Here is a 19,350-nt window from a genome sequence, read left to right as displayed (position 1 = left end):
CGTGGCGCGTGGCGAAACGGGTGCGTAATCGTTGCGCAACCTGATCGGTGCCTGAAAGACAACACCGTGTATCGGGTAGCGCGCCTAGCGCGCCCGCGTGCGCGCGGCTACGATGACTTCATGCTTCAATGAGCGCAGCGTACATCGAGGCCATCGCGACTACGCCATCGTGCCGCGATGGAGGGCAGGGCGAGACTCGCCCTGACGGTACCGTGGCGGATCGGACGCCATGCCGCTCATATGCAAGAGCCGGTTCCGCGTTCGCCGACCAGACGACACCCGGAGGCCATCCTTCACCACGACTACCGTTCGCTGGATCATCATGCACACCATCAAGGTTCTGCTACAAACGACCATTCCATCTATCGCCGACGACTGGTCGATTGCGCGCTTCAGCCGTCTCGCAGAACTTCTGCGTGACTATCACGACCCGGAAGCGCGTTTCTCGTTCGATGTCGTCGCCCGCGACCGCGAAGAACGCGGCCGTCCTGATCCGATCCTTTCCCGTCTCGACGAAACCGACTTCGACGAGTGCTGGCTCTTTGCCGTCGATGAGGGCGACGGACTGACGGCCGAAGACTGCGCCGGCATTTCGCGCTTCCGGCAGGCAGGGCGAGGCCTGCTCGTCACGCGAGACCACATGGATGTGGGCAGTTCGCTGTGCAGCCTGGGCGGCGTGGGCAAGGCGCATCACTTCCATACGCGCAACGTCCATCCTGACGAATCCCAGTGCGTTTGCGACGATCCGTTTTCCCCACACATTTCGTGGCCCAACTTCCACTCGGGTGCGAATGGCGATTGTCAGGAAGTGGCCGTCGTCGCGCCCACGCATCCTGTTTTGCAGAATGCCGGCTCGCCAACGGGCACGATCCGCTTTTTGCCTGCGCATCCGCATGAAGGCGCCGTTGGTGCACCTGAGGGCGAATCGGCTCGCGTGATTGCTCGAGGCAAAAGCAAAACGACGGGCAAGATCTTCAATCTCGCCGTTGCCTTCGAGCCGTCTAGCCATGGCGGTCCCGCCATCGCGCAGAGTACTTTTCATCATTTCGCCGACTACAACTGGGACGCTGAAACGGGTTGCCCGAGCTTTGTTTCAGAGCCGCCGGGAAACAGCATGCAGACGCAGCCGGAAGCCTTGCAGGACGCGCATCGATATGCGATCAACGTCGCGCTTTGGCTCGCTGGAACGGGACGTCATCGTCGACTGTAATGGCAGCGCTCACGGGAGACCGACGGTATGAACAAAGCTGTCGACGATGTACTCGCGGAAATCATCAACGTCAGCGCGGATCTTAGAGGACGCCTGTCCGAACTCGACCGCGTCGAGTGCATGGTCGATGGCATCCTGAGTGCGCCGTGGCTGGAGCAGGCGCGCACGATCATCCGGACGGAATTGATGCTGTTGAGCAGGCGCAAGCAGGATCTGCTGGCGAAACTCGAAGCGCTTCGTCTCGACACTGCCGATCTTGCGCTGATACCCGTGCTCAGACGTGAAGAACGGGATCACGTCGTTTTGATGCGCAACGCGCAACGCCGGGTCGCGCGCAAGTGATATTCCGCGCTCTTGATGTCGAGGCTGTCGTGCGTGTCACGCCATGCGGCGGCACACTGCGCGACAGCGCGCCGTTCTGAAATTCGCCGCAGGCCGCGTTTATCCATGAAGGAGAAAGCCCGATGACACACGCGGCGGGATATATCGACTATCCGGCCTTTGCGTGAGAGTGCGCGGTTGCGGGCCTTCTGTTATTGCGGACTCCCGTCTCGCAAATTGGCCCGGATTTTCATAAAATCGACGCGATATCTCCCCTAGTGGAAATCCCGGATATTCAAATAAATCATCGGCGGCATGGAAAACAACGCATAAATGGGTTATTTGTATTACGAAAAAACCAAAAAAATAACCATATCGATCATGAATTTACTTTTTCTGGGCGATTGTGGGGCAATCTTCCCCGCTCGACGCTGGCTCACGAAAGCATATCCCGAAATTTTCCCGATATTACCGGCGACTTCCCCTTTTCGAATTTCGGCGGACAACGTTACACGAATGAAACGTTTATAATTCGTCTGCCTTGAAAGTTTCTGTAATTAATACTTTATCGGGGTACGAGTCGCAGTAATTAATACCTGTGGTACTTGCGTGTAGCAAATCGCCGTTTCATCTCTTTCGGGCGCGCATTTGCATCCCGCGTCGATGCTGACCGCGGAATGCGAAGCTCGGGGTGTGCCTGATCCACAGATGTGCATCGATTTCGTCGAACCGAAAGGGTTCGTGGCGGCATGTTGCTGTCGAGAACCGCAAGAGGGTTGAATCAGCGCTAAGGACTCCTCATCGGCAGGAGTTTTGGCGCGATTTGCGCGACACGTCATCCGATCCAATGCCAGATACATACGAGGATCTCCTTCCGCGAGAGGGCAGGGTCTTCGTATGTTCCTGACAAGCGCATGCGACATTGCATGAGCGAATGCTCTGCTCGTATGCGTATTCAATAGTAAGTAATCCGTAATAAATACATAACGCGGGTTGTATTCGATAACGCCACAGCGGGACGATTTGTGAACGATCTTGCTGGACCTTCGGGGAAGAAAGATTCTCAGCGAGATCAACGGACTATGATGAAATATTGGAAAGTAGTGGGGGTTGCATCGGCAACCGTGCTGACGTCGTTCGGTGCGCAACAGGCGCACGCTCAGGCAACGTCGATTACTGTCGCAGGACAGCAGTACACGCTGTGCGGCAAGGAAAATGGCAATTGCTCGTTCCTCGGAACGGGCGCCGTGGTGTTTGGCGCAGTGCCGCCTGACGCGCCGTCGGTGATGCTGACTGCGCCGCGCACGTTTACCAACGGCGTGGGCTGTTACGTGGGCGCGGTTTCGTCGACCGACCCTGCATACGGTTACGGCAAGGCCTGTTGGGTGCATGCGGTCGCTGCTACGCCGTCGCCGACACCCACACCTACTCCGACGCCGACACCCGCTCCGACGCCGACGCCGACGCCGACGCCGACGCCCACCCCGACGCCGACGCCGACGCCTACTCCCACCCCGACGCCTACGCCCACGCCTACGCCGACCCCGGCGCCCGCTCCGGCGCCGTCACCGGCAGCCACGCCGGCGCCTGCGGGCAGCTCGACGCTCTCGTGCGGACCGGCTACGCAAAAAGCGGGCGGCACGGCCAGCGGTCTGATTACGGCCGATACGCCGACCACCGACGGCCTGCGTGTGTTCCAGAACAACACGCCGTTCAACGTGACCGTCACGACGAATTCGCCGAATGCGGATACCGTGATCTGGTCGATCGCGGATTCGAATGGCGCGATCAAGACGCAGGGCAGCTTCCCCGTGAGCGCCGGCGTGCAAACCAACACGATCTCGTGCACGTCGACGTGGTCGGGCTATGGCGCGATTACGGCCACGCTGCGCGCGAATGGCGGCACGCTGCCGAATCGCGGCACGCGTCCCACGGGTATCGCGACGTTCGGCGTGCTGCCGAACCTGTCGCCGGCGCTCGGCACGGTGACGTACGCACATCAGGACCAGCATCGCTTCGGCATGCAGGGCTTCAACGGCAACATCGCGGCGCTGCGTGCACTCGGCATCACGTGGACGATCGACGACCGCCAGCAGTCGGTGATGGAGCCGAACGGCCCGAATACGTACACGCCGAACGTCAACGACCTCGATCCGTTCTATAAGGCGAACCCGGACCAGATGCGTATCGTGCGTCTCGACGGCATTCCCGCATGGAACTCGAAGACGGGCCAGTTCACCGACAGCTACTACGCACCGAAGGATCTGAACGAGTTCCAGAGCTTCATGGCGAAGGTCGGCACGGACACGAGCCTGATCCGCGCGGCGAACTACCCGAACCAGCAGAACAACTACTATCAGGTCACGTGGGAACCGAGCCTCGCATGGGCCGACAGCGACGCGAACTTCGTCGCGATGTACAAGGCTGCGTATCAGGGCATTCACTCGACGGACCCGAACGCAATCGTGATGGGCACGGGCAATCCGTTCGCCGCGAACTGCGATACCTGCACGGCAGGCTATCTGAAGAAGTTCGGCGCGCTCGGCCTGTGGAATTACATCGACGCCGTATCGACGCATGGTTACTGGAATGCAGGTACGTATCCGGCGCATCCGCCTGAGCAGTACGACTCGGATCCGAGCCCGGCCAACCAGGCCAACGCGCTCGACAACCAGATCGCGCAACTGCGTCAGGTCATGCAGGCGGGCAAGCCGAACATGAAGCTGTTCTTCACGGAAGCGGGCACGAGCTACGATCCGGGTCTCGCCTACGGTCCGACGGTGCCGTCGCAGAATCAGCTGTTCGCACATGCGGCAGTGGGCGTGCGCTCGCACATCATCACGCTGGGTTCCGGCGCGCAGATGACGACGCTGTTCTACGGTCCGGACTATCCGGGTGAAGTCGGCTACGGTTCGTTCTTCGACCTGAACAATGCACAAGGCTCGTTCGGTGCGTCGAACCTGTCGCCGAAGCCTGAAGCCATGGCGTTCGCCACGATGACGCGTGTACTCGACGGTACGAACACGCTGGGCCGCGTCAACGGCTCGCCGTCGGGTGTCTTCGCCTTCGCGTTCCAGCAACTCGGCAACGGCAAGGTCGTCACGGCAGCATGGACGCACAGCAACGCGCAGTGGCCCGTCAACGGCACGTATAGCCAGACGTACTCGCAGGCCTATTCGCTGCAGGTGGACAACCCGGGCACGTCGGGCAACGTGACGAAGATCGACGGCTACGGCAACGTCAGCACGGTTGCGTACTCGAACGGTCAGGTGTCGCTGACGCTGACGGAAGTGCCGCAGTACATCGTGTCGAACAACGCGACGGTCGCAAAGGGCAATTCGACCGTGCCCGTTGGCTACACGGGGCAGTAAGCGTCGATAGCCGCAAGGCTGTCACGTAGCATCACACGGAAAATGCGCCATCCCGATCACGGGGTGGCGCATTTTTGTTTTCGGCGCACGCTATGCATGCAAAACGGCGCGCCGGCGTTCACGACCGGAGCGCCAGGCCCGACTTGATTTTGCCTTCCGCGTCCTTGACGGGATCGGCGGGCTTGAGCGTCGGCTCGCCGATGATGTCCGCGATCTTCGTGCGTTCTTCATCGGGTGTCAGCGGTTTTTTATCGGCGCCGGTACTGGCGTTCGCAGGCGCTGCTGCTGTGTCGGCCTTGCGCGCGGACAGCGAATGCCCGCTCATCTTCGACATCAGCATCGCGGCTTCGCCTGCCGGGATGCCCGTATCCGTCAACAACGTGTGAACCGCTTTCAGATCGGCGTCGCCGTTGATGTGCTCCATCGCGCGCTTCTCGCGTTGCGACTTCGTGAGATTGAGTTCCTTGTCGACGCTGCCGAGTTGCGTCAGGCTGTTTTCGCTCGCGGCCTTCATGCCGTTCTGCGCGATGCTGCTGATGTGTTTGTTCGCAAGATCCTGCGCGTCGGATTTGACCGTCGCCGACTTGCGGTCGTCGATCATGCTGCCGGGAATCCTGAAGCCGAAATTGTTCTGCTGCGCGGCGTTGCGACGCGCGCCTTCATAGGCGACGGCATACGCGCCGGCCTTGGCGCCGATCGGCGCATCTTCGGGTAAGGGCGGCAGTTCATCCATCCGTCGATTGACGTGACGGAGTACTTCGTCGCTCTTTTCATTGCGCATTTCTTGCCGTGCCTCGACGAAAGGCTTTCTCAGTTCGAGCGCTTCCTTGCCGCCGAGTCCCGCATGCCCGGCGACCAGCACAGGCGTAATCGCGCCGTGCGTGCCGACGATCTGCGCCGTCGTCGCAGCCACGCCGAGGCCCGAGCCCAACGTCGCCAGTGCAGCACCGCGTCGCTGTTTGCCTTTGTTTTCCGCGATGCTCATCGTCGCCAGAACATCGCGCGCGTGCGTCGAGTCGGGATGTGATGTGTCTTTGGCGATTCGCGCGAGCTTGGTTTTGTCGTATTGCCAGTTGCCTTTGGCATCTTTGGTGATCAGCTGATTCTCGGGGACCGACGGATTGCGCCTGAATGCGAGTTCTTGCGCGGGCGTCAATTCCCTGGGCTTGACGAGCCCTTGATTGAGCGACGCGCCCGGTGTGCCCGCCATGCTGCTCGCAGCTTCGAAGCGCGCGACGTCGGCGGCCAGCATGTCGTTGACCTTGTTCCCGTAGCGCTTGCTGATGCTATGCGCGGCCATCGCCGTCGAACCCGACGCGGCCGCGTTGACCAGTTCGGTCGCGGGCGCAGCATCGTAGGCGAACTTGCCGTGCTCATTCGATGACGCAGTATTCAATATGTTGTTCATCGGCTTCTTGCTGGCGAGACCGACGGCATGAACGCCCTTTCTGTTCGCGCCGAGCATGTTGGCGAAGCGGGCGAAGCCGCCGCCCGATTCGGCTTTCGGCGGCACGAACGAATGGACGTTGCCGGGCTTGCCGGGGATGGCCGGAAGCGGCCTGGCGGGACGTTGCGGGCAAGCGCTGGCGGCAGGCGGATTCGTCGCGGGTTCTTTGGGTGGAACAGGTGGCAGTGGGTTGTCCGATCGCAACGACGCCGACGATGTCGAAGCGTCGTTCGGTCCCGGTCCCGGCGACGAAGGCCGCTTGCCCAGCGCGTCGAATTGCGGCGACGAGCGCTGGCTCAGCCTGCTTTCGCCGGACTTCTGAGTCGACGTTGCCGAACTGCTTGCGGGCGAATCGACGGGCGAACGCGTCGTGATTCTGATAGGGGCCATGACCTGGGTTCCGTGATTGAAGTGTCGGAAACTGCGTTTCGACTTCGGCAGTGGCATTCGCTTGCGGGTTGTCCCGCGCCTGCCTGCGAATTGTTGGGTGCAGTGCCGATGTGAAAGTGCGTCGGCCCGAAAGCGTGCCGCTCGAACCGAAGCTGGCTGAATGAAGATTGTGTGAATGAAGATTGGGTAAATGCACAGGGCGCAACGCACGACGCCCGTCGATACATTTCGTTACGCCACGGAAATACGGGAGATAACTTCGGCCTTTCCAATAAGAGAAGACGCATGACCTGACGCATGGAATATTCGCTCGGACTGCGTGTTGTGAAGAGGTGTCGACGCTCGCGTTCCTGATTCGTCGCGTCGAGCATGCTCAGAGAAAAACAGTCCGATTTCTAGAGGTCGAAATGAAAATAGCAGTAATGGGCGCCGGCGCGATAGGCTGCTTTGCAGGAGGCTTGCTTGCCAGAGCAGGGCACGACGTCACGCTGGTCGGGCGGCAGAATCATGTATCGGCAATCAGGCGTGACGGACTGCGGTTCGAATCGGCCGCTTTCGACGAGTTCATTCAGGTCGACGCATGCACCGATGCGTCCGGCATCGCGGGCGCGGAGTTGATTCTGTTCTGCGTCAAGTCCACCGATACGGAAGAAGCGGCTGCCGCGATAAAGCCCTACGTATCGCCGTCTGCCGTAATCGTCACGCTGCAAAACGGCGTCGACAATGCCGAACGGGTGCGCTCGATCATCAGTTGCGAGGTGCTGGCAGCCGCCGTCTACGTCGGATCCGAGATGCCGGGAGCAGGTCACATCCGGCACAACGGCGGCGGCGATCTGATCGTCGAGCCTGGTCAAGCCAGCGATCGTCTTGCCCGGATCCTGAGCGCCGCCGGCATCGCGACGACGATATCCGCGAACGTGCGCGGCGCGCTGTGGGAAAAACTCATGCTGAACTGCGCGTACAACGCAGTGTCGGCGCTCGTGCAACTGCCGTTCGGCGAACTGTGCAGGCGCGGCGGAGCCGCAGTTGCGTCGGCGATGCAGGACATCGTGGCGGAATGCATCGCGGTCGCGAGCGCGGACGGCGTGAACATGTCCCGCAATGTGGACGAGACAGTCGCCCGGATCATGGCGACGATTCCTGCCGGTCAATATTCGTCGACCGCACGTGACGTCGCGATGAACCGGCCGAGCGAAATCGACCATCTGAATGGCCATATCGTTCGACGCGGCGCGGCACTGGGCGTCGCGACGCCCGTCAATCATCTGCTGCTGATGATGGTGCGGGTGATCGGCAAACCGGCCCATCCGATGCCGACGGCCTGAGTCCGCCGCGCAGCCACTCCCCTTCACGTTCGCAGACGCAGCGCGCCAGGCGAAAACCCTGGCGCGATTCTCCTTGTCGGTGCTTATCTAGCTGGTATGATGACGTCATGACGGCACATGTGATGAGTAAGCAATAGCCACAAAAAACGACCGTCGACTGGTTTTATGTAGTGCACAGACGTTTAACCAGACTGGAGACAAGACGATGAAAGCATCGAAGCGGTGGCTCGCGCTCGCGTTGACTACCATGGCCGTCGTTGGCGCGAGCGGCGCCGCTCAGGCGGCGAATCTGATCGCCATCATTACGCCCTCGCACGACAACCCGTTCTTCAAGGCGGAAGCCGATACCGCGAACGCGCGCGCGAAGTCGCTCGGCTACGACACGATCGTCCTCGTCCACGACGACGACGCCAACAAGCAATCCAATCTCGTCGATACGGCCATCGCGCGCGGCGCGAAGGCGATCATTCTCGACAACGCCGGTTCCGAAGCGTCGATCGCCGCCGTCAAGAAAGCGAAGGCGGCGGGCATTCCATCGTTCCTGATCGACCGCGAAATCAACGCGACGGGCATTGCCGTGTCGCAGATCGTGTCGAACAACTATCAGGGCGCGCAGCTCGGCGGGCGCGCGTTCGTGAAGGCGCTGGGCGAGAAGGGCAACTATGTGGAACTCGTCGGGCGTGAAGCGGACATCAACGCGGGTATCCGCTCGAAGGGTTATCACGACGTGATCGACCAGTTCCCGGGCATGAAGCTGGTCGAGCGGCAGTCGGCGAACTGGAGCCAGACGGAAGCGTATCGCGTGATGGAGACCATTCTGCAGAGCCATCCGGACATCAAGGGCGTGATTGCGGGCAACGACACGATGGCGATGGGTGCGTCGGCAGCGCTGAAGGCGGCGAAGCGTGCCGATGTGATCGTCGTCGGCTTCGACGGCAGCAACGATGTGCGCGATGCGATCATGCGCAACGACATTCGCGCGACCGTTCTGCAACCCGCCGCGCAGGCCGCGACGGAAGCCGTCGATCAGGCCGACAAGTACATGAAGACGGGCTCGACAGGCAAGCCGGAGAAGCAGTTGATCAACTGCTCGCTGATTACCAGGGCGAACGCCGGCAAGCTCGATATGTTCGCGCTGCGCTAAAGCGCCGCGCTACGACAAGGGGATGCCGGGCGCATCTCCTTGCATTGCTTCACCGTCTGCAATACGCATCAGTTTTCTCATCCGGCGTACCGAGAGGTCATCCATGAGAGGTTGCATGTACGCGGCGATCGCGCTGATCGCCGCGAGCGGGGCGTTGCAAGGCTGCAAGCTGGTCAGACACGACGCGCAGTCGTCGAAGAATCCGCGCGATGCCTATGCGTCGGCGGGCTACGATCCGAACGCGATGGTCGCGTCGATGTGGAGCACGAAGATCGTGCCCGACGTCGAGAAGCGCGCGACCGACTACGCAACGTTGCGCGACGCGATCAAGGCGGACCCGGACGCGGCGGGCAAGAAATACGGCTATCGCGGCAAGGACGACGGCGCGCCGTGGAATTTCCCGACCAGGTTGCACGGCACGATCGTCGACGTCGACACGCAATCGAGCCAGGGCACCGTTGGCGTCGATATCGACGGCGACGGCAAGGCCGATGTGATCGTCGATATCGGTCCGACCGTGCTCGGCACCACGTTGCGCGACACACTCGACTTCATTTCCTTCACGAGCTTTCGCAATCAGATCGAGTACGCGCAGTTCGGCACCGCGCTGAACAGCTATGCGGCCACGCATGTGATGAAGCCGCTGCCGCGCGATGCGCTCAAAGGCAAGCCGGTCACCGTAACGGGCGCGTTCTCGTACGATTCGTCGGCGGATCAGCCGGAGATCGTGCCGCTTGCCGTCGCGCTCGGAGGCAAGTCATGAGCGAGGCGAGAGAAGCGGACGACGTGATCCTGCACGTCGAAGGCGTGACGAAGGTTTATCCGGGCACCGTCGCGTTGAAAGAGGTCAACTTCGCGGTGCGGCGCGCGGCCGTCAACGTATTGGTCGGCGAGAACGGCGCGGGCAAGTCGACGCTGATGAAGATCATCGCCGGTGCGGAACAGCCGGGCACGGGGCGTCTGCTGCTCGACGGCAAGCCCGTCGAATTGACGAGCAGTGCCGATGCATTGCGGCACGGCATCGGCATCGTGTTTCAGGAACTCAATCTGTTCCCGAACCTGACGATTGCCGAGAACGTGTTCATCGCGCATGAGATCACGCGCGCGGGGATCGACATCGATGCCGACGCGCAGCGGCGCAAAGTGCGCGAACTGCTCAAGCGGCTCGAACTGGATGTGAGTCCCGATACGCTTGTCGAAGATTTGCGCATTGGCCAGCAGCAGCTCGTCGAAATCGCGAAGGCGCTTGCGCACGACGCGCGCGTGCTGATTCTCGACGAGCCGACTTCGGCGTTGAGCGCGGCCGAAGTCGAGGTGCTGTTTCAGGTGATCGCGGATCTGAAGGCGCACGGTGTCGCGATCGTGTATATCTCGCACCGGCTCGAGGAGCTGATCCGGATCGGCGACTACATCACCGTGTTGCGCGACGGGCGTATCACCGGCAACCAGCCGATGGCGCAAGTGGACGTGCCGTGGATCGTGCGTCAGATGGTCGGCCGCGAGACGAAAGATTTTTCGCGGCCTGTCGGGCACGAGCGCGGCGCCGAAGTGCTGACAGTGCGCGACGTGTGCCTGCCGCGCAAGGGCAGCGGACTGCTGATCGATCACGTGTCGCTGTCGCTGCATGCGGGCGAGATCGTCGGCATTTACGGGCTGATGGGCGCGGGGCGTTCCGAATTGTTCGAGTGCATACTCGGCTGCCATCCGCACGCGACAGGCGATATCGTGCTGGACGGCAAGCCGCTCGCGGGCAAGCCGATTGCACGGCGCGTCGCGGAAGGGCTCGCGCTGATACCCGAAGACCGCAAGGCCGACGCGCTGCTGCCGATTCTCTCGATCGGCGACAACATGACGATCTCCAGCCTCGCCGACTTCGCGCGCGCATTTCATATCAGCACGCAGCGCGAACAGCGTTCCGTGACCCAATACATCCGCGATCTCGCCATCAAGGTCGCCGACTGGCGGCTGCCCGTCAGTTCGCTGTCGGGCGGGAATCAGCAGAAGGTGATCATCGCGCGCGCGTTGATGACCACGCCGAAAGTGCTGCTGATGGACGAGCCAAGCCGTGGCATCGACGTCGGCGCAAAGGCCGACATCTTCAAGGTGATGCGCGATCTCGCCGTAAAAGGGCTCGGCATCCTGTTCGTGACGTCGGACCTCGAAGAAGTGATGGCGCTCTCGGACCGCATTCTCGTGATGTCGAACGGACGCGTGACGGCCGAATTCGACGCCGCCGAAGCGACGCAGGATGCTCTCGTCGCCGCTTCCGCGGTCGGCCACCGCACGGCGCCACCCGAACAACGCGCCGCAGCCTGACGCGGCATGTTTTAAAGCTGATCCAGCAACACACTGGAGACTATTCATGACGATGGCTATCAAGGGCGAAGCACCGGGCGCGAGCCTCGGCGAGGCACCGCTTCTGCTGCTGCTCAAACTGCGCACGTTCATCGCGCTGTTTGCCGTTGCGATCTTTTTCTCATTCGCGGCGCACAACTTTCTGAGCATCGAAAACCTGCTGATCATGTCGCGGCACGTCGCGCTGAATGCGTTTCTCGCGATCGGCATGACGTTCGTGATCGTGGCGGGCGGCATCGATCTTTCCGTTGGTTCGATCGTCGGGCTGTCAGGCATGGTGGCGGGCGGTTTGATCCTGCATGGCATTCCCATCGGCGATCAATACACGCTGTATCTGAGCGTGCCCGAGACGATCGTCGCCGCGCTGCTGACGGGCGTGGCCGTCGGCGCGATCAACGGGCTGCTGATTACGCGTCTGAACGTTGCGCCATTCATCGCGACGCTCGGCACCTTGTATATCGCGCGCGGCGCGGCCTTGCTGTCGTCGGGCGGCGAGACGTTTCCGAATCTGACGGGCAATCCCGATTACGGTACGACGGGTTTTCCCATTCTCGGCAGCGCGACGATACTCGGCATTCCGCTGACGATCTGGCTTCTCGTCCTGGTCGGCGCGATTGCCGCTTACATCGCGGGACGCACGCCGCTCGGGCGGCAGATCTACGCGATCGGCAGCAACGAGCGCGCGGCGCAGCTTTCGGGCGTGCGCGTGAACCGCGTGAAGATGTTCGTCTATATGTTCTCGGGACTGTGCGCGGCGATCGTCGGGCTGATCATCTCGTCGGAACTGGTCGCGTCGCATCCGATGAGCGGCGAGACCTTCGAACTCAACGCGATCGCGGCGGCCGTGCTCGGCGGCACGTCGATGTCGGGCGGGCGCGGCAAGATCGGCTGCACGATCATCGGCGCGTTCGTGATCGGCATTCTGTCCGATGGGCTCGTGATGATGGGCGTCAGCGCGTTCTGGCAGACGGTGATCAAGGGCGTGGTGATCGTGGCCGCCGTGGTCGTCGATCAGATCCAGCGGCGCGTGCAGCAGCGCTTCGCATTGCAGAAGCAGGCCGCGACGGGAGCATGAACGATGACCGTATCGACGCTTCAGGATCGCGAGACCTATAACGGCGCGTTGATCGGTTGCGGATTTTTCGCGCGCAATCATCTGCATGCATGGCGCGGCATCGAGGGCGCGAATATCGTCGCGCTCTGCGATGCGGACGAAGCGCGCCTGCATGCGGCGGGCCGCGAGTTCGGCATTGAGCGTCTCTATACCGATGCAGCGGCGATGTTGCACGCGGAACGCCCCGATTTCGTCGATATCGCGACGACGGTCGCGAGCCATCGCACGCTGGTCGAACTCGCTGCGTCGCACGGCGTTGCGACGATTTGCCAGAAGCCGTTCGCGTGCACGCTCGACGATGCCCGCGCGATGGTATCCGCATGCAAGGACGCGAACGTGCCGCTGATGGTGCACGAAAACTTCCGCTGGCAAAGCGCGATTCAGGCCGTCGGCGCGGCGTTGCAGGCGGGCGAAATCGGCACGCCGTTCTGGGGGCGCGTGTCGTTTCGCTCGGCCTTCGACGTGTTCAGCGGACAACCCTATCTGGCCGAAGGCGAACGCTTCATCGTCGAAGACCTCGGCATTCATGTTCTCGATATCGCGCGCTTTCTGTTCGGCGACGCAACGCGTGTGACGGCGAGTACGTCGCGCGTCAATCCCGGCATCAAGGGTGAAGACGTCGCGACGATCATGCTGTGCCATGAAAGCGGCGTGAACAGCATCGTCGATTGCAGCTATGCAACCTGTTTGCCGCATGAGCTGTTTCCGCAGACGCTGATCGAAGTGGACGGTTCGGCGGGAACATTGCGTTTGCTGGCCGATTACCGGTTGCAGATTCATACGCGCAACGGAACCGAAGTGCGCGATGCGGCGCCTTCCATGCTGCCGTGGATGAGTTCGCCGTGGCACGCGATTCAGGGGAGCGTGCTGAATATCCAGTCGCACTGGATCGGCTGTCTGCGCAGCGGGCGCGAACCGGCGACGAGCGGGCGCGATAATCTGCGCACGCTCGCGCTCGTCGAAGCGACGTATCTGTCCGCGCGTGAAGGGCGCAGCGTCGATGTGCGTGAACTGGAACGTATGGCTTCGCAGACGAAGGTCGCGCAATGAGCGAGGATCGCGCGACGCTCTACTACGGCACGAGCCAGCCCGTCGATGATGTACGCCGGTTGGAAGCCGGACCGTGGTCCGCGCTGCTGATCGACGGCGCGCTGCACGATATCCGGTATCGCGACGTCGAAGTGATTCGCGCCGTCGCGTTTCTCGTGCGCGACAAGGATTGGGGCACGTGCCGTCCGGTGTTGAACGGCGTCGAGATCGACCAGACGGAAAGCGGCTTCCGCATTGCATACCGCGCGCATTGCGCAAATCCCGATGGACATGCGTTGAGCTACGCGTTGTCGATGGATTGCGCGGGCGGCGGCGCGCTCTCGTTCAGTGCGACCGTCACCGCGCACGATGCGTTTCTGACGGCGCGCTGCGGTTTCTGCGTGCTGCATCCGCTCGACGGCGTGGCGGGTGCGCCGGCGCGCGTCGAACATGGCGACGGCGCGCGCGAAAGCTCGGCGTTTCCTGCACTGATCGATCCGTGGCAACCGTTCAAGGATATCCGCTCGATCGAACACGACATGCCGTGCGGACTCACCGTGCGCTGTTCGTTCACGGGCGACGTGTTCGAGATGGAAGATCAGCGCAACTGGTCGGATGCCTCGTTCAAGACGTATTCGAGGCCGCTGGAATTGCCGTGGCCCTTCACGCTCGAAGCCGGCGCGACGACGACGCAGAGCGTGACGCTTCACGTCGATGAGCGGACCTTTGCGGGACGCGGCCTTCATGAGTCGCATGATGGCGAAGCGCGCGTCATTACTTTCGACTCCACTGACGAACCGATGCCCAAGCTCGGCATTGCAGTCGCGGTGGATGAAATCGATCTGGCGCTCGAACATCTGTCATTGCTCAAAGAACTCGCGCCGCAGCAACTGACGCTCTGCTTCGATCCGACAGCAGGCCACGGCCTGCACGAACTCGAACGCTTCGCGGCGTTGCAACGGCAAAGCGGCATCAGGTGCGTGCTCGAATACGCGCTGCCGGGAATCGATGCGCCGCGCGTGGAACTGGCCGCGCTTGCTTCGTGGATCGCGAAGGCGGGGATCGAACTGACGGGGATTGTCGTGAGCCCGTCGGTGCATCGGCAGTCGAATCCGCCTGGCAGCCTCAGCCCGCCGTGTCCCGCGCTCGACGAGGTGTACCGCGAAGCGCGCCGTGCGTTCCCGTCTCTGCGGATCGGCGGGGGCATGCTCAGCTATTTCACCGAACTCAACCGAAAGCGTCCGCCGCTCGAACTCGTCGACTGGACGACGCACGCAACCTGTCCCATCGTTCACGCCGCCGACGATCGCAGCGTCATGCAGACGCTCGAAGCGATTGCGCACATCACGCGCTCATGCCGTGCGCTGATCGGTGCGCGGCAGCCGTATTCGATCGGCCCCGTGTCGATCGGCATGCGCCAGAACCCATACGGCTCGCGCACGATGCCGAATCCGCACGGCGAGCGCATCGCGATGGTCGCGTGCGATCCACGTCAGCGCGCGCTGTTCGGCGGCGCGTGGCTTGCGGGTTACGCGGCGGCGCTGGCGGGCGCGCATATCGACACGCTGACGCTCGGTGCGCTCACGGGAGCACGAGGTCTCGCCGATGTCGGCGACGGTATGCAGCGCTATCCGATGTTCGATGTGGCAAAGGCGCTCGCGCGCATGGCGGGTGCGACGCGGCTCGCGTGTGCGGGCGCGAATCCGCGCGAAATCGCTTGCGTCGCGGCGCGCGACGCGCGTGGACGGCTGCACTGGATCGTCGCGAATCTGACCGGGTCGCCGCGCTCCGTCCGGCTCGATTTGCACGGCATCGCCGGCGAGCCGCTACGCAGCGTTGTCGTGACGGGCGAACAACCGGTGCAAGGCAAAGGGAACGTCGAGACGCCGTGCCTTTCGCCCGACAAACCCGTGACGCTGCACCCGTTTGCCTGCGTGATCGCAACGACGGGTCAATGAGCTGACGAAACGTCTTGGTAGTAAACCCAGTGCCTATTTTTCGGCCACAATGGTCTACTCATGACACCAGTACATCACACAAGTGATCTGTGCGGAAAAGCAGAGTCGCGAGACCTATCGAGGAGACGCAATGCAAACAGCCCTACACGCCGACAAGGCCAGCCCGAGCGAGCTGGAGCGCTCGACCATCCGCAAGGTTTCGCTGCGCCTCGTGCCCTTCGTCGCGCTGATGTTCTTCATCAACTTCCTCGACCGCACGGCGATTTCGTTCGCCGGTCCTAACGGCATGACGAAGGATCTCGGGCTCGACGCCGCGCAGTTCGGCTTCGCGGCAGGCGTGTTCTTCATCGGCTACATCTTTCTCGAGGTGCCGAGCAATCTCGCCTTGCACAAGTTCGGCGCGCGCCGCTGGCTTGCGCGGATCATGGTGACGTGGGGCATCGTCGCGCTGCTCTTTACGTGGGTAAGCAGCGTGCCCGGACTGTATGGACTGCGCTTCGCGCTCGGTGTCGCGGAAGCGGGCTTCTTTCCCGGCGCGATCCTGTTTCTGAGCATGTGGGTGCCGCAACGCCATCGTAACCACATCCTCGCGCTGTTCTATCTTGCGCAGCCGCTGACGATCGTGATCGGCGCGCCCTTCGCCGCATTGCTGATCGAAGCGCACGGGCTCTTCGGTCTTGCCGGCTGGCGCGTGATGTTCCTCGGCGTGGCCGTGCCCGCCATCGTCATCGGCATCGTCGCGTGGTTCTATCTGAGCGACCGGCCTTCGCAGGCGCGCTGGCTGACGTCGGCCGAGCAGCAATGGCTCACGGCCGAACTCGAAGCCGAGCAGCGTCAGCGCGGCGCGAACGGCACACAGCATCGCCATCGCGCGAGTGCCGCGATGACGAGCGGCCGCGTCTGGATGTTCTCGCTGATGTACTTCGGCTTGATCTACGGCCTGTATGCGCTCGCGTTCTTCGTGCCGACCATCATCGGCGGTTTCGAGACGCAGTTCGGCTCGCACTTCAACGTGTTCCAGAAAGGGCTCATCACGGCGATTCCGTATCTGCCCGCCGCGATCGTGCTGTTCCTGTGGAGCCGCAACGCGACGAAGCACGGCGTGCGCGCCTGGCACATCGGTATTCCCGCGCTCGTCGGCGCACTCAGCATTCCGCTCGCGCTCTTCATGAAGTCGCCTTCGACGAGCGTCGCCGTCATCGCGATCACGGCTTGCGCGATCTTCTCCGCGCTGCCGAACTTCTGGGCGCTGCCCGCGCGCTTCCTGTCGGGCGCGGCGGCTGCCGCGGGTATCGCGCTGATCAACACGATCGGCAATCTGGCGGGTTTCGTCGCGCCGTACGTGACGGGCGCATTGAAGGACGCGACGGGCTCGTATCACGCGCCGATGTTCGTTGTCGGCATCTTCATGCTGCTGAGCGCCGTGCTCGCCTTCGCGTTCTGCAGCGAGCGCCGCATGCGCGAACGGGACGAACACGCGGCCGTCGCGCTGGACCCGCGCGCAAGCTGAACATCAATGGACATTGCTGAACATCACGTATCCCTGCAAGGAGAGAACACGATGAAAGAGAAAATCGCACTGATCGGTGCCGGCGGAAAAATGGGCTTCCGTCTGTCGAGCAACCTGCTGAAGTCGGATTATCGCGTTGCGCACGTCGAAGTGAGCGAAGTGGGCCGCAAGCGTCTGAAGGACGAACTGAACGTGGATTGCGTATCCGTCGATGCCGCTATCGACGGCGCGCAGGTCGTGATTCTCGCGATACCCGACACGCTGATCGGCAAGCTCAGCCACGAGATCGCGCCGAAACTGCCGGCGGGCACGATGGTGATGACGCTCGATGCCGCCGCGCCGTTCGCGGGCCATCTGCCCGACCGGCCGGATCTGACGTACTTCGTCGCGCATCCTTGCCACCCGATCATCTTCAACAACGACGACGATCCGAAAGCGCGCCGCGATTTCTTCGGCGGCGCGTATGCGAAGCAGTCGATCACGAGCGCACTGATGCAAGGCCCCGAGTCCGCATTCGATCTCGGCGAAGACGTCGCGAAGACGATCTATCAGCCTATCTTGCGTTCGTACCGTTTGACCGTCGAACAGATGGCGCTGCTGGAGCCCGGCCTGTCCGAGACGATCTGCGCGACGCTGCTGTACGTGATGCGCGAAGCGATGGACGAAACGGTCAAGCGCGGTGTGCCCGAACAGGCCGCACGCGATTTTCTGCTCGGCCACATGAACATCCTGAGCGCGGTGATCTTCAACGAAATCCCCGGCGCGTTCTCCGATGCGTGCAACAAGGCGATCGAGTTCGGCAAGCCGCGCCTGATGCGCGACGACTGGAAGGGCGTGTTCGAACGCGAAGAGATCGCGGAAAGCATCCGCCGCATTACCTGATGCGCGACCTTTTTTCCTTGACCTTGAATTGAACAGGACTGCATCGTGAGCGAACGCATTCACGCTACTTACTGGCTCGAAACGGGCGACGATCCGCGCCGTGCCGCCGAGGTCATCGCCGGCGAACAGTCGAGCGGCACCTTTGTCGCGCTGGCCACCGAGACGCCCGAACTGAAGGCGCGTTCGGGCGCGCGCGTCGAGCGGCTCGATATCCTCGAAACGGTCGATACGCCGAGTCTGCCGGGCGGCATGCAATCGGACGTGTACACGCGCTGCACGCTCGAACTGTCGTGGCCAGTCGAGAACCTCGGCCCGTCGCTGCCGAATCTGCTGTCGACGATCGCGGGCAATCTGTTCGAACTGCGCCAGGTGTCGGGCTTGCGGCTCACCGGCCTGACGTTGCCGCCTTCGTTCGCGGCGGCGTATCCGGGTCCTGCGTTCGGTATCGACGGCACGCGCAAACTGAGCGGCGTCACGCATGGTCCGCTGATCGGCACGATCATCAAGCCGAGCGTCGGATTGTCGCCGGAAGAGACGGCGCGGCAGGTGCGCGAACTGGTGGAAGGCGGCATCGATTTCATCAAGGACGACGAGCTTCAGGCGGACGGTCCGCATTGTCCGTTCGACGAACGCGTGAAGGCCGTGATGCGCGTCGTCAACGAGCACGCCGAACGCACGGGCAAGAAGGCGATGGTCGCGTTCAACCTGACAGGCGATCTCGATCAGATGCGCCGGCGTCACGATCTCGTGCTCGCGCACGGCGGCACTTGCGTGATGGCTGTGCTGAATTCCGTGGGATTGGTCGGCATGCACGAGTTGCGCAAGCACTCGCAGTTGCCGATTCATGCGCATCGCGCGGGTTGGGGTTATCTGTCGCGCAGTCCCGAACTCGGCTGGGACTACGCGCCGTGGCAAATGATCTGGCGGCTTGCGGGCGCCGATCATTTGCACGTGAATGGCTTGCGCAACAAGTTCAGCGAACCGGACGACAGCGTGATCGCGGCGGCGCGCGCGGTGCTCTCGCCCGTGATGCCCGGCGCGCCGATGACGGCGATGCCCGTATTCAGTTCGGGGCAGACGGGTTTGCAGGCGGCGGATACGTATGCGGCACTCGGCCGTGCCGATCTGATCCACACGGCGGGCGGCGGCATCTTCGGTCATCCGCAGGGTGTGGCAGCGGGCGTGGAAGCGCTGCGCGAGGCGTGGGTCGCGGCCATCGAAGGCGTGCCGCTAGAAAAGTACGCCGAGCGCAATCCGGCGCTGCGCGCGGCGCTCGGCTTCTGGAAGTGAGCAG

At 62.5% G+C, this 19,350-nt stretch carries 14 protein-coding genes; 13 read left to right on the top strand and 1 reads right to left on the bottom strand.

The window, feature by feature from the left end; all coding sequences use genetic code 11:
• The first annotated feature begins 322 nt into the window (after positions 1 to 322).
• The 3 genes from FRZ40_RS38900 to FRZ40_RS38890 all read left to right on the top strand — a co-directional run bounded on the left by FRZ40_RS38900 (position 323) and on the right by FRZ40_RS38890 (position 4,902).
• Positions 323 to 1,210 carry a hypothetical protein gene (locus FRZ40_RS38900; protein ID WP_147237793.1) on the top strand — a complete coding sequence of 296 codons (888 nt, stop codon included), beginning with the start codon at positions 323 to 325 and terminating at the stop codon, positions 1,208 to 1,210.
• Positions 1,211 to 1,237: 27 nt separating this feature from the next.
• Positions 1,238 to 1,552 carry a hypothetical protein gene (locus tag FRZ40_RS38895; RefSeq protein WP_147237791.1) on the top strand — a complete coding sequence of 105 codons (315 nt, stop codon included), beginning with the start codon at positions 1,238 to 1,240 and terminating at the stop codon, positions 1,550 to 1,552.
• A gap of 1,061 nt (positions 1,553 to 2,613) precedes the next feature.
• Positions 2,614 to 4,902: a glycoside hydrolase family protein gene (locus tag FRZ40_RS38890; protein WP_147237789.1), complete on the top strand. Its 2,289-nt coding sequence runs from the start codon at positions 2,614 to 2,616 to the stop codon at positions 4,900 to 4,902.
• 118 nt (positions 4,903 to 5,020) lie between these two features.
• On the opposite strand, the gene FRZ40_RS38885 is transcribed toward FRZ40_RS38890, so the two are convergent.
• Positions 5,021 to 6,739, bottom strand: coding sequence for a hypothetical protein (locus FRZ40_RS38885; RefSeq protein WP_147237787.1), 1,719 nt, complete (start codon positions 6,737 to 6,739; stop codon positions 5,021 to 5,023).
• Positions 6,740 to 7,146: 407 nt separating this feature from the next.
• Between FRZ40_RS38885 and FRZ40_RS38880 the strand changes: the two genes are divergently transcribed.
• From FRZ40_RS38880 to FRZ40_RS38835, 10 genes are all read left to right on the top strand, one after another.
• On the top strand, positions 7,147 to 8,064 hold the full coding sequence (locus tag FRZ40_RS38880; protein WP_147237785.1) for a ketopantoate reductase family protein: 918 nt from the start codon (positions 7,147 to 7,149) through the stop codon (positions 8,062 to 8,064).
• A gap of 205 nt (positions 8,065 to 8,269) precedes the next feature.
• A complete protein-coding gene (locus FRZ40_RS38875; RefSeq protein ID WP_028366195.1) occupies positions 8,270 to 9,208 on the top strand; it encodes a D-ribose ABC transporter substrate-binding protein in 939 nt (312 codons plus the stop codon).
• A gap of 115 nt (positions 9,209 to 9,323) precedes the next feature.
• The gene (locus tag FRZ40_RS38870; protein WP_231516079.1) at positions 9,324 to 9,971 is read left to right on the top strand and encodes a DUF2291 family protein; all 648 of its coding nucleotides are present in this window, start codon (positions 9,324 to 9,326) and stop codon (positions 9,969 to 9,971) included.
• On the top strand, positions 9,968 to 11,524 hold the full coding sequence (locus FRZ40_RS38865) for a sugar ABC transporter ATP-binding protein (RefSeq protein WP_147237783.1): 1,557 nt from the start codon (positions 9,968 to 9,970) through the stop codon (positions 11,522 to 11,524). The genes FRZ40_RS38870 and FRZ40_RS38865 overlap by 4 nt, the downstream gene beginning before the upstream one ends.
• Before the next feature lie 46 nt (positions 11,525 to 11,570).
• Positions 11,571 to 12,638 carry an ABC transporter permease gene (locus FRZ40_RS38860; protein ID WP_147237781.1) on the top strand — a complete coding sequence of 356 codons (1,068 nt, stop codon included), beginning with the start codon at positions 11,571 to 11,573 and terminating at the stop codon, positions 12,636 to 12,638.
• Between the two features lie 3 nt (positions 12,639 to 12,641).
• Positions 12,642 to 13,727 (top strand): Gfo/Idh/MocA family protein, encoded by a 1,086-nt coding sequence (locus tag FRZ40_RS38855; protein ID WP_147237779.1) that lies wholly within the window; start codon positions 12,642 to 12,644, stop codon positions 13,725 to 13,727.
• Positions 13,724 to 15,664 carry a D-apionate lactonase gene (apnL, locus tag FRZ40_RS38850; protein ID WP_147237777.1) on the top strand — a complete coding sequence of 647 codons (1,941 nt, stop codon included), beginning with the start codon at positions 13,724 to 13,726 and terminating at the stop codon, positions 15,662 to 15,664. The genes FRZ40_RS38855 and apnL overlap by 4 nt, the downstream gene beginning before the upstream one ends.
• A 130-nt stretch (positions 15,665 to 15,794) precedes the next feature.
• Positions 15,795 to 17,174, top strand: a complete 1,380-nt coding sequence (locus FRZ40_RS38845; RefSeq protein WP_147237775.1) for an MFS transporter — start codon at positions 15,795 to 15,797, stop codon at positions 17,172 to 17,174.
• Positions 17,175 to 17,225: 51 nt separating this feature from the next.
• The gene (locus FRZ40_RS38840) at positions 17,226 to 18,056 is read left to right on the top strand and encodes a phosphogluconate dehydrogenase C-terminal domain-containing protein (RefSeq protein WP_028366189.1); all 831 of its coding nucleotides are present in this window, start codon (positions 17,226 to 17,228) and stop codon (positions 18,054 to 18,056) included.
• A 45-nt stretch (positions 18,057 to 18,101) separates the two neighbouring features.
• On the top strand, positions 18,102 to 19,346 hold the full coding sequence (locus tag FRZ40_RS38835; RefSeq protein ID WP_147237773.1) for a ribulose-bisphosphate carboxylase large subunit family protein: 1,245 nt from the start codon (positions 18,102 to 18,104) through the stop codon (positions 19,344 to 19,346).
• The last annotated feature ends 4 nt before the right edge of the window (positions 19,347 to 19,350 follow it).

This window comes from Paraburkholderia azotifigens (assembly GCF_007995085.1).
Classification (GTDB): domain Bacteria; phylum Pseudomonadota; class Gammaproteobacteria; order Burkholderiales; family Burkholderiaceae; genus Paraburkholderia; species Paraburkholderia azotifigens.
This window is presented reverse-complemented; position numbering and strand designations above follow the sequence as displayed.

Coding starts and splice junctions, on each gene's coding strand:
- FRZ40_RS38900 (WP_147237793.1), top strand. CDS start 323: ATGCACACCATCAAGGTTCTGCTACAAACGACCATTCCATCTATCGCC.
- FRZ40_RS38895 (WP_147237791.1), top strand. CDS start 1,238: ATGAACAAAGCTGTCGACGATGTACTCGCGGAAATCATCAACGTCAGC.
- FRZ40_RS38890 (WP_147237789.1), top strand. CDS start 2,614: ATGATGAAATATTGGAAAGTAGTGGGGGTTGCATCGGCAACCGTGCTG.
- FRZ40_RS38885 (WP_147237787.1), bottom strand. CDS start 6,739: ATGGCCCCTATCAGAATCACGACGCGTTCGCCCGTCGATTCGCCCGCA.
- FRZ40_RS38880 (WP_147237785.1), top strand. CDS start 7,147: ATGAAAATAGCAGTAATGGGCGCCGGCGCGATAGGCTGCTTTGCAGGA.
- FRZ40_RS38875 (WP_028366195.1), top strand. CDS start 8,270: ATGAAAGCATCGAAGCGGTGGCTCGCGCTCGCGTTGACTACCATGGCC.
- FRZ40_RS38870 (WP_231516079.1), top strand. CDS start 9,324: ATGTACGCGGCGATCGCGCTGATCGCCGCGAGCGGGGCGTTGCAAGGC.
- FRZ40_RS38865 (WP_147237783.1), top strand. CDS start 9,968: ATGAGCGAGGCGAGAGAAGCGGACGACGTGATCCTGCACGTCGAAGGC.
- FRZ40_RS38860 (WP_147237781.1), top strand. CDS start 11,571: ATGACGATGGCTATCAAGGGCGAAGCACCGGGCGCGAGCCTCGGCGAG.
- FRZ40_RS38855 (WP_147237779.1), top strand. CDS start 12,642: ATGACCGTATCGACGCTTCAGGATCGCGAGACCTATAACGGCGCGTTG.
- apnL (WP_147237777.1), top strand. CDS start 13,724: ATGAGCGAGGATCGCGCGACGCTCTACTACGGCACGAGCCAGCCCGTC.
- FRZ40_RS38845 (WP_147237775.1), top strand. CDS start 15,795: ATGCAAACAGCCCTACACGCCGACAAGGCCAGCCCGAGCGAGCTGGAG.
- FRZ40_RS38840 (WP_028366189.1), top strand. CDS start 17,226: ATGAAAGAGAAAATCGCACTGATCGGTGCCGGCGGAAAAATGGGCTTC.